Origin of the sequence: Floridaenema flaviceps BLCC-F50, assembly GCF_041929275.2 — a bacterium.
GTDB lineage: Bacteria > Cyanobacteriota > Cyanobacteriia > Cyanobacteriales > Aerosakkonemataceae > Floridanema > Floridanema flaviceps.
In genome coordinates, this window is record NZ_JBHFNR020000002.1 from 1,553,816 (window position 1) to 1,566,993 (window position 13,178).

General features: G+C 41.3%; 20 protein-coding genes and 1 pseudogene. 9 read left to right on the forward strand and 12 right to left on the reverse strand.

The genetic code is table 11. From position 1 onward, the window contains the following. Positions 1 to 81: 81 nt before the first annotated feature. From ACE1CI_RS27105 to ACE1CI_RS27130, 6 genes are all read right to left on the reverse strand, one after another. Positions 82 to 528 (reverse strand): hypothetical protein, encoded by a 447-nt coding sequence (locus ACE1CI_RS27105; RefSeq protein WP_496615853.1) that lies wholly within the window; start codon positions 526 to 528, stop codon positions 82 to 84. 99 nt (positions 529 to 627) lie between these two features. Beyond that, positions 628 to 1,218, reverse strand: a complete 591-nt coding sequence (locus ACE1CI_RS27110) for a hypothetical protein (protein WP_496615854.1) — start codon at positions 1,216 to 1,218, stop codon at positions 628 to 630. A gap of 2 nt (positions 1,219 to 1,220) precedes the next feature. Further along, positions 1,221 to 1,658: a hypothetical protein gene (locus ACE1CI_RS27115; RefSeq protein WP_496615855.1), complete on the reverse strand. Its 438-nt coding sequence runs from the start codon at positions 1,656 to 1,658 to the stop codon at positions 1,221 to 1,223. Between the two features lie 54 nt (positions 1,659 to 1,712). Then, positions 1,713 to 1,940 carry a hypothetical protein gene (locus ACE1CI_RS27120; RefSeq protein ID WP_413263682.1) on the reverse strand — a complete coding sequence of 76 codons (228 nt, stop codon included), beginning with the start codon at positions 1,938 to 1,940 and terminating at the stop codon, positions 1,713 to 1,715. An 80-nt stretch (positions 1,941 to 2,020) separates the two neighbouring features. Next, on the reverse strand, positions 2,021 to 2,203 hold the full coding sequence (locus ACE1CI_RS27125; RefSeq protein ID WP_413263681.1) for a hypothetical protein: 183 nt from the start codon (positions 2,201 to 2,203) through the stop codon (positions 2,021 to 2,023). Between the two features lie 286 nt (positions 2,204 to 2,489). Beyond that, positions 2,490 to 2,735, reverse strand: a complete 246-nt coding sequence (locus ACE1CI_RS27130; RefSeq protein ID WP_496615856.1) for a helix-turn-helix domain-containing protein — start codon at positions 2,733 to 2,735, stop codon at positions 2,490 to 2,492. A 233-nt stretch (positions 2,736 to 2,968) separates the two neighbouring features. Here ACE1CI_RS27130 and ACE1CI_RS27135 point away from each other — a divergent pair, with 233 nt between their 5' ends. The 9 genes and pseudogenes from ACE1CI_RS27135 (at position 2,969) to ACE1CI_RS27175 (ending at position 8,353) form a co-directional block, all read left to right on the forward strand. Then, positions 2,969 to 3,826, forward strand: coding sequence for a hypothetical protein (locus ACE1CI_RS27135; protein WP_496615857.1), 858 nt, complete (start codon positions 2,969 to 2,971; stop codon positions 3,824 to 3,826). A 21-nt stretch (positions 3,827 to 3,847) separates the two neighbouring features. After that, a complete protein-coding gene (locus ACE1CI_RS27140) occupies positions 3,848 to 3,979 on the forward strand; it encodes a hypothetical protein (protein ID WP_496615334.1) in 132 nt (43 codons plus the stop codon). Further along, positions 3,924 to 4,223 (forward strand): hypothetical protein, encoded by a 300-nt coding sequence (locus ACE1CI_RS27145; RefSeq protein WP_496615858.1) that lies wholly within the window; start codon positions 3,924 to 3,926, stop codon positions 4,221 to 4,223. The genes ACE1CI_RS27140 and ACE1CI_RS27145 overlap by 56 nt, the downstream gene beginning before the upstream one ends. Positions 4,224 to 4,594: 371 nt before the next feature. Continuing rightward, complete coding sequence (locus tag ACE1CI_RS27150; protein WP_413263699.1) at positions 4,595 to 4,885, forward strand: hypothetical protein; 291 nt, start codon at positions 4,595 to 4,597, stop codon at positions 4,883 to 4,885. A 27-nt stretch (positions 4,886 to 4,912) separates the two neighbouring features. Next, the gene (locus ACE1CI_RS27155; RefSeq protein ID WP_496615859.1) at positions 4,913 to 5,344 is read left to right on the forward strand and encodes a hypothetical protein; all 432 of its coding nucleotides are present in this window, start codon (positions 4,913 to 4,915) and stop codon (positions 5,342 to 5,344) included. A 634-nt stretch (positions 5,345 to 5,978) separates the two neighbouring features. Continuing rightward, positions 5,979 to 7,167 (forward strand): annotated as a pseudogene (locus ACE1CI_RS27160) (IS110 family transposase). 145 nt (positions 7,168 to 7,312) lie between these two features. Continuing rightward, entirely contained in the window at positions 7,313 to 7,591 is a 279-nt protein-coding gene (locus ACE1CI_RS27165; RefSeq protein ID WP_496615860.1) for a hypothetical protein, read from the forward strand. After that, positions 7,578 to 7,829 (forward strand): hypothetical protein, encoded by a 252-nt coding sequence (locus ACE1CI_RS27170; protein WP_413265850.1) that lies wholly within the window; start codon positions 7,578 to 7,580, stop codon positions 7,827 to 7,829. The genes ACE1CI_RS27165 and ACE1CI_RS27170 overlap by 14 nt, the downstream gene beginning before the upstream one ends. Positions 7,830 to 7,930: 101 nt before the next feature. Beyond that, positions 7,931 to 8,353: an STAS/SEC14 domain-containing protein gene (locus ACE1CI_RS27175; protein ID WP_413265849.1), complete on the forward strand. Its 423-nt coding sequence runs from the start codon at positions 7,931 to 7,933 to the stop codon at positions 8,351 to 8,353. A 14-nt stretch (positions 8,354 to 8,367) separates the two neighbouring features. Here ACE1CI_RS27175 and ACE1CI_RS27180 read toward each other — a convergent pair whose 3' ends face one another. From ACE1CI_RS27180 to ACE1CI_RS27205, 6 genes are all read right to left on the reverse strand, one after another. Beyond that, the gene (locus ACE1CI_RS27180; protein ID WP_413265848.1) at positions 8,368 to 8,736 is read right to left on the reverse strand and encodes an aspartyl protease; all 369 of its coding nucleotides are present in this window, start codon (positions 8,734 to 8,736) and stop codon (positions 8,368 to 8,370) included. After that, the gene (locus tag ACE1CI_RS27185) at positions 8,733 to 9,050 is read right to left on the reverse strand and encodes a hypothetical protein (RefSeq protein WP_413265847.1); all 318 of its coding nucleotides are present in this window, start codon (positions 9,048 to 9,050) and stop codon (positions 8,733 to 8,735) included. Before ACE1CI_RS27185 ends, ACE1CI_RS27180 begins: the two co-directional genes overlap by 4 nt. 54 nt (positions 9,051 to 9,104) lie before the next feature. Continuing rightward, positions 9,105 to 9,842, reverse strand: a complete 738-nt coding sequence (locus tag ACE1CI_RS27190; RefSeq protein WP_413265846.1) for a tyrosine-protein phosphatase — start codon at positions 9,840 to 9,842, stop codon at positions 9,105 to 9,107. A 9-nt stretch (positions 9,843 to 9,851) separates the two neighbouring features. Further along, complete coding sequence (locus tag ACE1CI_RS27195; protein ID WP_413265845.1) at positions 9,852 to 11,438, reverse strand: DHA2 family efflux MFS transporter permease subunit; 1,587 nt, start codon at positions 11,436 to 11,438, stop codon at positions 9,852 to 9,854. Positions 11,439 to 11,443: 5 nt separating this feature from the next. Further along, positions 11,444 to 11,782 (reverse strand): zinc-binding dehydrogenase, encoded by a 339-nt coding sequence (locus ACE1CI_RS27200; protein WP_413265844.1) that lies wholly within the window; start codon positions 11,780 to 11,782, stop codon positions 11,444 to 11,446. A 90-nt stretch (positions 11,783 to 11,872) separates the two neighbouring features. Further along, positions 11,873 to 13,153 (reverse strand): MFS transporter, encoded by a 1,281-nt coding sequence (locus tag ACE1CI_RS27205; protein ID WP_413265843.1) that lies wholly within the window; start codon positions 13,151 to 13,153, stop codon positions 11,873 to 11,875. Positions 13,154 to 13,178: the final 25 nt, after the last annotated feature.

Sequence of the window (13,178 nt, forward strand, 5' to 3'; positions counted from 1 at the left end):
TTTGGTGAACAGGGGAATGGTGCGGGGGCTGTCGTCAATTTCCCCAGTTCCCCTTTTAGATTCATGCCCTTTCCTTCCCAATTATTTATTACCACTAATTTTGGTGTGTTTTCTCCATGCTTTTATCATCGCTTCTATTTGTGATGGTTGAGCGCCACAACTAATGGCATTTTCGATCTCCCTCATTCTGTTTATCGCCAAAGGTGAGGCAGTATTACCACCGGGGATATGATGTTTAACTACGCGGTGAATCCTATCGCTTCTGTCGATGTAGCTGTAGCGGTAATAAAAATTTTCCTGCTTAACAGGATAAATTTCTACCCACTGGTAAGGTTGTTCGCACGTTGGTTGATTTGGTTCGCACGTTACTCCAACGTGCGAACGAGTTTCTTCAACGTGCGAACGAGTTTCTTCAACGTGCGAACGGGGTAAAATTACTTCGTCTTCCCCCTGCATATCTTCCCAGTCTGGATGGTAAATAATGTCTTTTGAGTATGGCTTTAAATCGAATAATGTGGGATTGTCCATTGGTTAATTAATTGGGCTAAAGTGTAAAACATTGGATCGCTCAACAAAGCAACCTGTGCTAATAAAATGGGTTCCTATTACTAGGAACCCATTTCTTTTTTAAAATTCGTCAGCTTCCTCTATCGGATGAACGAGTAAGTCAGCCATCACGTTGAGTTTTTTTGCTGTTTTACTTAGGCGGTTGTAGATATGAATGTCAGTATCAACTGTGCCAGTTTCTTGATCCATAATGTAGGACTGCAGTCTAGATAAGTCCTGAAAGATTCTGCTCAATTGATTCCATACATCCCGGTAATCCCATTCAGGATCTTTGTAAATCCCGATGACTTCTTTTTCCATTTCCTGATGTTTGGATTCGTCGTGAGCAAAATGTTCTCTGTTTTCTGGGTAAGGAATGCGACTTTTATCGCTCATGTCTCCAGAAACGATGAATTTATAGTTGAAATTTTCTTCTTCTAAACATCTGTCGCAAATTACTGCGACTGCTCCTTCTAGCGGTAAATTACAAATTGCACATCCCCAGCCGTTACCAGGTACTGGTTGTTTAAAGTCGAGGCAGATGAAGTTTCTGACTGGGCGTTCAGGTGATGAATCACAGCCACAGACACAGCAAGTACCAAAGTCCTCAAAGTCTTCTGCTGGGATTGGGACAAATTCTTTCAATACATCATCATCAAGTGGTTTGGACATGGTTAATAATCCTCCTCATAATATTCGTCGGTTTCATCAATAAATACTGGTGGTTCTTCTCCCCATTCGTTGAGCCAAAAATCTTCTTCTGCTAGGTGGGTATTGGCACAAAGTTCTACTGGTTGTCCTGGTTGCATAAACATGAATAAGCTGGGGGCGATGGCTTTACACGCTTCAAAAATTTTGCGATCGCACCCCTGCCAAATGTGGCAATGGTTAATGTAGTGAGTGCCCTTGTAGGTAAGTTCAATTTTGCAGTAGTGGTAATGCCAGCGCTTCGGATCTGCCCAGTCCTGGGGGCGCGAGAAAGATAAAAGTTTTTCTTCGCACTCGCTGCCATCCTCATCCAGTTCATAGAGCGTGTAACAGTTGTGAGTTTCTATGACTGGTAATTCTTCAAGGCCAGGTGTTGAAATTGCAATTTCACTTTCGGTGGTCATAAGCTTTTTATTTTGGGTGGAATTGTTGCTTAAAACTGGTGATTTTCCTGTCATTTAACGTGGTTCTTTCAGCACGGGAACGCAGAACGCAGACGGCAGTTTTTTAATAACATCGCCGTTGTTGAACGAGACGATTAATATTTGCATCCCATGAAAAAACCGTGCTGATTCAACTATTCCCACCCCGTAGTCTCTGTCGACAATTTGAGCGAACTCATAATGGATTTCTGCCCTGGTTCGTACTCTTTGCCCTGGTTTAAATTCTGGTATTTTGTTGGTCATTGGTTACAACTCAGTTTGAAAGGGAAACATAGTTTAATTTCACGGTGTCAAACGCCTTTTAAATGGCGTTTGATGCTCTGCTACAGTACGTCTGGGTTTTTCTTCTTGCTGGTCAGGGCACTTCGGAACTGCTCAACTTCAGGACAGGTTGCCCAGTGAGATACCCCATCTGGGTCAATCGGTGTAAATTTTCCGCTCTGTGTCTTTACCCAGCGAATTGGTTGTCCGCAGGCTTTGCAGTATTGCTGTTTGGCTTGAGTCATGGTCGTTGATGTTGGTAAGGTTTTTTAAAACTCGACAGTTTTCGGCACTTTGGGCCAACCCCCATTTGCTAATTTCAGTAGTAGCCTCCCCCTGTATGCCCAGGTAGCCACAGTCGCTTAAAGGTATTTGGATTGGGGCGGATTTTTGTACAACCTGGTCATGGAGCACCCGAACCAGTCCCAAAAAAATCAAAACCATCTCCTAATTTCAAAGGCGGGAATTTCCCGCCCTGCTGCACTGCTTTATTGGTTGTTGTTATGTCACCTCCTTCAACCTCTACACCGTTTAGTACGAACCATCATCCGGCACACCGAGAATGTCAATCCGAAGTAGACGGGCTAACTCCTTTGGTGAAACTTTCATCTCACGACACAAGCCAAAAAAATTGTCGACCTTCGGAGTTTTCCTGCCCGTAAACCAAGCTGAGACAGTATTAGTTGAAACTCTCAACCGTCGTGCTATTTCGGCTTGATTGACCTCAGCAGCTTTCATTACTTCTTCAAGGGTTCTAGGATTTTCTTCGTTATTCATTGTACAACAAAAGTTGTACAACTAAAGTTGTTGACTTTCAGAAACCATACAACTATAGTTGTACGTGGTAGACACAAAAAAGGGCAGCTACCCCAAGACAACCAATCAGGGTGCGTCAAAGCATAACTGCCCATCCATATATTCCTGCCAATGGAAGCAATAGGAAATCCCCTGCAAATAAATTTTGTAACGGGAAAAACCTAACGCCCAAAACATTGGTTTGTTCAAACAACATGGACATCACCGAACAACTGTTAAACTCCCAAAATCAATGGGATGACTACCGAGCATCACCATCGGAATTCTTCACTCATGTAGAAGATTCAGTGATTGCCGATTTACTGGGGCAGGAAGAAGTATCTTCCCGCACTGCAGCCAACGAAAAAAACGCTCTTTACTGGTGTTCTCAAGCTGCCAAATATGGTCAGTTTGGCTATGTAGTAACGGGCATTTGGTTGAATAGACTCCGCCAATGGAAACACCTCTGGCATCGCAAAGCCAACAAATTTGGCGACTTCTGCCAACAACTAATCGGTAGAGGTAGCTGGTACGCCAATCGAGTCATCAAAGCTGCCAAAGTCTGTATGGCACTAGTTCGTCAAGGCTTTAAAACCTTACCAACCTGCGAAACCCAAGCAAGACCTCTCACAAAATACCTAACAGAAAATGACCCAGTTTTAGGAGATTATTGCTGCGATGAAATGTTTGATAAATGGCAGGAGGTTATTGATAATGCGCCGCCAAAAAAAGGCATTACTGCTAATCATGTAGTAGCAATTATTGACGGTGAAGAAAACACCAAAAAGTCTATTCGGACAAATGCCAAAACTTACGAACGCCTAGAGAAAATGGCTCTTGATGCTGGGATGAGCAAAGAGGAATATCTTAACCACTTGTTAGATAAGGAATCAGGAATAGAACCAGAAGAGGAAGAAGAAGCCGAGCCGGAAACAGAGGAAGAGAAAGCTAAAAAAACACAAACTTGGTTAAAAGATATTGAGACTTTAGTTGATGAGTTTACAGCCCTGACTTTTGGCTTCCCACGTTCGACAAAGAATTCACACGCTGGTGTTGACGCAAAATCCGGGTGAACTTGAGGAGACAACCTGCCCATGAAACTAGCAGAACTACAACAGCTATCAACCAAGGAACTCAAGGAACTAGCAGCCAAAGAAGGTGTTACTCCCAGTGGCGACAAGCGATCGAGAATCACCTGGGCTAGTTGCCCTAGAGCAACACTTTGAGGCAAATCTACCCATCCTTGCTGAAACTGGCAACTACGAAATTACCTACGGCAAGAAAACCCACTACAGGTTTCGCCGCAAAAACCCTCAAGGTGTTTGGGTAGAGAGCGATTCGCCACTACCCAAGCTACTGTATCGCTTGAGCAGGTTTACACTATTCCACCGTCAACTTGACTGGCTAGAAGGTATCCGCGAATTCCGTGCTGCCTGTGTCCCCATCTCCCCATCTCCCCGTCCGCCATAACCAGGGAGGGCTGTTTGTTGAGGATGGGTGTTGAGTTGAGGTGCAATCTATGAGTAATTAAGCCGCGTCCAAGTTCTACTAACTGAAGAACACATGATCCTGTTATTGCGATCGGTCCGATTAGGTTAGATCGATCGCAATTTCTTCCCAAACAGTTCGCACGTTGGTAGTCATATCGATCTCCTACACCGTTAATTACTAACAAATGAATGAGCCAAAGATTCGACATCGAATGTAGCTGGAGAAACCTAATGATCGGGGTTTACTTCCAACCCGTCTATTTAGGCAGAGGAATAATCTTTTGGATTTATCCCTGCCCCTTTATCGCTATCAGAATAGATGCCAGATGGAACAAAAAATAAGGGTGCATTATGTTGACACATCACTTAATTAGTTTAATCAAGCGAGAACTCAATCAATCAGGCGAAAACTTTAAGTTTTCCCAAAAACCAGATTTGTTGATGGTAGAACACATCCAAACAAACAACCTTTATTTTGTAGCTTGGACACCCTATCGCGGTGGTTCATTCCAAGTAATGCCATGCCAGAATTCCGAGCTATATGATTTAGTTTCCCATCGCGTTCATAAAGCGGTACAACTTTACAACGATCAAGTAGCAGCCGCCGAACGCAGAAAAGTAACCGTCAAACAAACAATTTAACCCTACTAATTTGAGGAACCAAATATCATGGGCGTTCAAATAGATGTAATGGACGTAGGCAAGGTCAAAACGCAGTTGCAGGAATACCTACAAGTAATAGTCGATCAGGGTGGTGATGCTGTAGCTGAAATAGAATGCGATGAATTGCGAGACAGTTATATTGTCATGCTAGTACTGCGAGAAATGCACTTAGAACTACTTTCTAAGAAAATCACCCCTGTTGTCAAACTGCGTCAAAAAAGGGACACACAAGAGGCACTTGAAGCTGCAATGATCATGAAAGCTTTCGCCATCGCGACAGAAAAGTTGCAAAAATTTTCTCCTGAAACTGACTTGAAAACGCTCAGAGAGCAATTGGCTGAACAAGCAATAGATTCTTTTAAGGGGAAAACCATGTCAGCCGTAATTGATGAATTACAAAAGGCTTTCCCGGAATTTGAAAGATTAATAGAACGATAGTCATTAAAAAGCGATCGCACTACGAGTCCCAAGTGCGATCGCTTTTATGTACAAAAATACTTAACTAATAACAACAATCTTACCACAATTCGCATACGACATCAGTGAAAATAATTCTATGCACGGGAAAAGGAAAGCAGATTAAAGAAGTTGATATACCTTGCGCGTTACCTCCAGATATCATTACTTGGCAAGGCCAAATTTTTATGTATTTCTCAACAATAAATGACAAGCCTTGTTACTGGCAGGCAAAATATTACGCACTCAAAGATTAACAGTTCGGGTCTGTATTTTAAACTTTTATTTCACCTGTTTAAAATGCGATCTCTCAAAGCGTCAGCAAAAATCCCGCCTGATGATGGCTAGCCTGACTCCCTAGCCGAAACAGGGGAATCCCTCCCCTGTCGCGGATCGAGTCCAAATCATCCGCACGGTAACACAATTTGCAGCTTAGGGCTTTGAGAAGGAAACAGGCTTAACGGCTTTCGTATTTTCATAGGCTCGGCTGCACTCGTTACCGTCCAAGAGTGCATTAAATCTCAGGTCTTGAGAGTGAAGTAGGTTTCTGGCCTTCGGGTGATTCGTAGACTCTGCACTATTGGGAATTTGGAAACCTCACCCTGGAGAAAACGGAATGATATCTATTGTTGGGCTTGACATCTGCAAGTCCTCGGTTGCTGCTGTCTTGTTAACAGAGCGACCAGCTGAACCTCGACAATTTTATTTCGATGCTGAGTTTTTAAAAATCTATGCTGACGCAGCGGGAATTAAACAACTGCTGGAACTAAAACCCGACATCGCGGTGATGGAACCGACAGGCGTTAACTACGCTAAATTGTGGGGAACCCATCTCGCCCGTGCCGGAGTCAAAGTCTTGCTAGTCGGACACACCCAATTACGCTATTACCGAGAAAGTCACTTAGAACTACCCGATAAGGATGACGACGCTGATGCTTTGGCGCTTGCTTGTTACGCCTTTGACTATTTAGACAACCCAAGGCGGTTTCTGCAAGAACGCGACTACACGATTGTCAGAATCAGAGAACTGGTACTACGACTAGCGCACCTCAACCGAGTGCAGTCCCCCATTATCAATCGCTTGCGTCAAGATTTAGCGTGGCAGTTTCCTGAAGTTGCTCTGGTGCGATCGGTCCGAGCGAGCGACAACGTACCGCTGCTTTGGGGTTGGGTTTGCCGGGGAAAGGAAGTCAAAAAAGTACGATAACCTTTATGCCAACACGGTCGGACTAGGTTTATCACCAACAGTTCATCATCACGCTTCTAGGTTGTGCGACCTCCAGCGTGAGGAAATGAGCATCGAGGCGGAACTCAAAGAACTAATTGCTGACCCGCGCTTCCTTCCTTACCGTAAAGTGTTCGCCCGTTTCGGCTTTGGTCAACGAGTGGAAGCACTTATCCTCAGTCAGATTTACCCGTTTGAGAACTTCCTCAACCCCGACGGCAAACCCGACATCAAAATCCGCAAAGGCAGAAAATCTGGTAAACCAACTAAGCGCCACCTCTCCCGCCGCCGATTTGAGAAAGCGCTCGGTGTTTCCCCGACGCTGGAATCCTCTGGCGATAAATCCCGCAATAAAATCGTTGGTGGCTCTGACTTGTGCCGGAAAGCATTATGGCAATGGTTGTTTACCAGGATTGAGCCAGAAAGGTGCAGGCTCAAAAATGCGATCGGTAAATCTTTAGGTGCGGCGATGGATGTGGAAAAGTCGGCTGGTAGACCGATAAAGTTAGTTCGATCCAGGTGTTGCGCCAAAGCAGTTAGACTGCTGTTTAAGGAATTAGTTACAGAGTTCTCCCATTAAGTTTTAAGTCCCCTTGTTAAGGGGGACTTCTTCTTTACAAGAATTGTTGCTAGAGTGAAAAGGTAAACGACTGAAACAGACAACTACTTTCTCTAAATCTAGAAAGATTAAGAAATCATTATTAATGAACAAAGAGGGACATCGAATGCTGGCTTTAAATAGCGCCTATCACTACAAAGATCGCGAGCGTTCATTTAAAGAAGCAGAACCAATTCCAGGGGAGAAGAAAAGAGCGATCGCATACAGCATGGACGCTCTAGTTCCCGGAATATATGCTTGGTTTGGCTCGTGGAATTTTCGCATCGGTGGTAGCAAAGCAGAAAAAAGCTATCCCGGCACAATACATAGTTTCGCTGGTTTGGCGCTAGTATTACCGGGATACCGGATATACAGCACCTATCAGGGAGACTATGACCCTCGATAAACATCAAATTGACGGCATAGGTAAGATTACTAGTAAAACCTTACCTACCCATAAATTTGAAGAGATTATGCAGCAAGCTGGCTACAGACGTATTAGTAGCCAGCCAGCTGAAGGTGACAGAATTAAGGTAGATTGGTATCACTACAAATGGGCAAAAGTAGAAGCGATTTATACACCGGATCAAAAGGTAGCTATTACCGCTTATCATCCTGAAAAAAAGGGTGTAGCTGGGTACTAGTTTAATGTTTTAAGAGCGATCGTATTTTAAGGAGTGGAAACTCCAAGTCTCCTGAAAATCCTTGTGATAAGATATTAATACACTGTCTGGAGAAAGCAAAAATGTCAACAGTCAAAGTTGAAATTCAAATGTCTTCAGAAGAATTAATAAAAGCTGTTTCCCAACTAAGTTTACCAGATTTAGAACAATTTGTCTCTCAAGTTATTGCATTACAAGCACAACGCAGAGCTAATAATTTGCCCCAAAGTGAAGCAGAATTGTTGCTGAAAATTAATCAAGGAATTCCTTCACATATACAAAAGCAATATGATGAATTAGTTGTGAAACGACAAGCTGAAACTCTCACAACAGAGGAGCATAAAGAGTTATTAAACTTAACTGAACAAATAGAGAAATTGCAAACACAACGAATAGAACATTTAGTGGAATTGGCAGGGATTAGAAAGATTTCGCTGAGGGAATTAATGGAAAATTTAGGCATTCAGGTGCCAATGGGAGAACATCCAGCTATTGAGGTTAATTAGTAGAGTTTTCCTATTTACCCCAAAGTCAACAATCCAGCAGCAAAATTCACCGTCAGAGGCAGCATTTTCAACCATTGTAAACCCAACAAAGATTCGGGAATTCCATCCCCAGCTAAAACAGGAATTACGTACTCTTGCCCATCCAGTACAACTCTTCCTTCATATATGTCAAAAAATGCCTCGCCCCGTGCAATCTGCATTGCTCGTTCACTTTCAATCATAGCCCACCCCAAACTGAGAACATCTTGGGTATCAAGTGCCAGCCAGCCTGTTGTAAATCCTGTATCTAAAAGCCCATCGATAGTAAATATTTCTCCATCAGCAGCGATTAAATCAATTTCAAAAATTAGCTCGCCGATCTCACCGAACTTGCCTGAAATCATATCATTCCACAAGTTCCTGTTTCATTAAGACGCATAATGCCAACCATTCCAGTAGGATACTTTTGACGAGCTTTTTGAACCGCTACTTCTTCATCGGGATCGATAAAATAATCACCACTGTTTGCTTCAATAACTATAAACCAGTCGTAATGATTTCCGATCAATTCAGGGCTAACTCGTAGAAAAATTTCCCGGTAACGCTGACAACGTGCATCTTTTTCGGCTTTACGTCTGGCTAGTTCTTCTGGGGGTATTGTAAATTCTGGGAATAATCTGCCTCGACGACGGGGAATTTTTCGGGGTGTTTGAGTCATGGCTTACGTTGCTTATTTAAGTATTAGTAATCATTGAACTAATTTTAATTTTACTTAATTTAGCCGCTCTTCCACAAGCAAATCACGCAAGAGACTTAGTTGAGCAGCTGTTAACCCAATTGTATGCAAATAACCAATTACTCCTCCATATTTTTCATCTAAATATTTAAAAGTATCTAACAAAGTTTCTGCACGACATTCAAACATATAAGCATTGCCAAGTTCCCTGGCTTTTGGTAACAAAGGTGCAAACATCGGAGCGAGATAATCACCGCTTAAAACGAAATCTTCCACAATAGTATTTACTGGTACATTCGCCACACTCAGCAATAAAGCAATAGTTAAACCAGTGCGATCTTTTCCACCAGTACAATGAATTAAAATTGGTGATGGTAAACTCTCAATAATAGTTTCTAAAATCTTCCGAAACTGTGCTTGACAGCTATCTAACCAAATATAGTAGTTTTCCGCCTGAGTTTTTAAGGGTTTCAACTGTTCTAATAGTTCATTTCCAAACAAGGGAATATTCAAATATTTTATCTGTTCTGATTTGGCAAAAATACTAGGTCTATTCTTAACTTCAGAAGCATAGCGTAAGTCAATAATTGTTTTTATCCCGTAATCAATTAGTGCTTGTTGACTGGCTGGTGTAAGACGATGCAAACTATCTGAACGCAGAATTGTTTTCCAGCGTGTTTGATAACCTTCAGCAGTAAGATAACCTCCAATATCGCGGATATTATAGCTACCTTCTAAGGGTAAGTGACGTTGTAAATTTGAGAAGTTTTTCATGCTTCGTATTTAGTGGGCAGCCATACCACCACCTGCCTTAACTTTTTTAAAGAATAACACAGCAATTCCACTTAGTAATAAAGCACAACCAACCAAATAGAAACAATCATTAAAAGCCATTATGTAAGCTTCCCGACGCACAACGTTACTAATAGCTGCTAATGCCTGATTTTGTGCTGTGGCTAAATCTGCACCTCTACTTACAAAAAATTGAGTTAATTGATTAATTCTTTCTTGAGTTTCTGGGCTATAAATCGAAACTGCATCTCCTAAGCGATTAGAATGAAATTGTTCCCTTCTGGTGAGTAAAGTTCCTAATATGGCAATTCCTATAGAACCACCTAAATTCCGCATCATATTAAATAAACCAGAAGCAGAACCAGCTTGTTCTTTCTCAATGCCAGATGTGGCGATCGAAGTTAAAGGAAGCATAATCAAAGGTTGTCCCATCGCCCTCACAATTTGCGATGTTCTTAATTGCTCATATCCGGTTAAATTGGTTAAGTGAGAATTCATAAAAGCACTGATAGCAAATACAGTGATTCCCACTCCTACCATGACGCGCACATCTATTTTTTGCTGCAATTTTGGCAGGAATGGAATAATAAATAATTGGGGAATTCCTGCCCACATTAAAACTTCCCCTGTTTGCATAGCATTATAGTTTTGAATTTGCCCTAAATATAGGGGTAAAAGATACAGCGAACCATACATTGCTGCACCTAAAGTAACATTAACAATGGCTGATAATCCGAAATTACGCCTTCCCAATAATCTAAGATTGATAAAAGGTCGTCTACGGGTAAATTCAATAAATAGGAAAAGTGGGAAAAATATTGCTGCTATTATGCTAAAACGAATGATAAAATCTGAACTAAACCAATCTTTGCGGGTTCCTTCTTCCAAAATAACTTGTAGAGAACCTAAGCCAACTGCCATAGAAAGAATTCCCCACCAATCACCGCCTTTTAATAAATCCAATTTTAATTTTTGTGGGGCAATTCCGTACCAAATTGCACCTATCATCAAAAGACCAGGAATTAAATTAAGATAAAAGTTATATTGCCAACCAAAATTTTCCGTTAACCAACCACCTAAACTAGGCCCAATTGAAGGAGCAAAAGTAGCTGTTAAACCAAACATGGCAATTCCAATTGGCTGTTTTGCTGGCGGAAGTGAGGTTAAAATAGTGGTAAAGGCCATCGGAATTAAAACGCCACCAGTGAAGCCTTGTAAAGCCCGGAATAAAATCATTGAATTTAAATCCCAAGCCCAAGCACAAGCCATTGAAAATAAGATAAATAAGGCAGAATTTCCCAACAAATACCAACGAATTGAAAATACTTGTGATAGCCAAGCAGTTAGGGGAATTACAACAATTTCTGCTACTAAATAAGAAGTAGAAATCCAAGAACCTTCTTCTAAGGTTGCGCCTAAAGCTGCTTGAATTTCCCGCAAAGAAGCGTTAGTAATTTGGATATCCAAAACTGCCATAAATGCGCCTACCATTGCGCCAAAAACCCCAATCCAGACTCTTAAAGGCACCTGATTTGATGGCACACTTTGCGGCATTTTTCCATTTGATATTTCAGTCATAGTTTTTATAATTGGTTACAGATTAAGACGAGTTTTCCCATAACTGCTGACTTTTCTAGCAATTCATGGGTACGTTGCGCTTCTATCAAAGGAATTATTTCCCCGATTTTTGGTTTGATTTTATTTTCTTTGAGTAGTTCTAGCAGTTTGCCCAAATCTTCACGAAAGCGATCGCCATATTTTTTCTTATAATCCGAAATAGAATAAAAGATAGCTTTTTTGCGATCGGGAATCAAACCCAACGCAGATAATATCACTAGACTAGTTACCAATTTAAACATTCTGCCTTTTTTTGCACTCAAAGCCGCAGAAAAACCATAATTAATTAAGCGTCTATGTTTCATAGAACTGCCTATAAGTGAGTAGACTACAAAGTTCTATCTGCAAAATTATAGGCAGGCTTTTACTTTGTCATGGGTTTTCACACGAATTTTTTAATTTTTGGCTTGTGGAAGAATGCCCATTTTTGCATAGATAGGGTGTACCAATGGTTTGAGACTTGGTAGTTGTCGGGCAAAATATAAGGAACCTAAAATGCAAAAGATACCGCTGATTATGACTGTATTGGGCGCACCAATGTAATTAGCTAATCCGCCAGCGAATAAGTTACCAAAGGGGATAACTCCGAAAAATGCTAATGTGTAAATACTGAGTACTCTGGCTCTTTTATCGTCTTCGACAATGGTTTGTAATAAGGTGTTACTGGAGGCAAATTGTAAAATAAAACCTAATCCAACCAAAAACATCATGATTAGGGAAAACCACAATACACGGGATAAACCAAATGCAACTAAACCTATGCCCATAATTGCTGGAGAATAGGCAATTATTTTACCCAATCCCACCACACTTTTCCGCATACTGAGATACACTGCACCTAATAATGCGCCAACTCCCGATGCTGCCATTAAAAATCCTAAAGCATCTGCGCCACCATTCAAAATTTTTGTGGCGAAAATCGGTACTAAAACTGTATATTGCATTCCCATGAAACTAACTAATGCTAGTAGTAAGATGATGGCACGAATGGGAGGAAAAGTGAAAGTATAAACAAATCCTTCTTTTAACCTTTGCAAGGAATTTCCTTTAGCATTTAAGCCTACAACATGAGGCTTGAGTTTCATTGCTAATAAAGCACCAATTACAGCTATATAGCTAAGTCCATCGATGAGAAAACAATAACCTGCTCCTACTGTTGCTAATACTATACCAGCAATAGCGGGACCAATTAATCTGGCTCCATTAAACATAGCAGAATTTAGCGCGATCGCATTTGCCAAATCCTCCCTTTTTTCCACAATTTCGGGAACAAAAGCTTGACGTGCAGGCGCATCAAAAGCATTGATTGTCCCTTGAAATAAGCTGAGTAATATCAAATGCCAAATATCAATAGCTCCGAATAAAGTTAACACAGCTAAAGCTAATGACTGAATCATTGCTAATACTTGTGTGGCAATAATCACTCGATGGCGATTCCAGCGTTCTACAAATACGCCAGCAATGGGCAGAAATATCACACTAGGTATTTGGCTAGAAAATCCCACTATTCCTAATAACCAAGGTGATGTGGATAGTTTATATACTAGCCAAATTGTAGCCACTTGAGTCATCCAACTGCCAATTAATGACAAACCTTGTCCAGCAAAGAAAAGACGATAATTTCTCGATTTAAATGCTGGTATATTGGGAATTAACTTTTTTGCACTAATAGCCATACTTGCTTGCTTGTAACATTTCTTT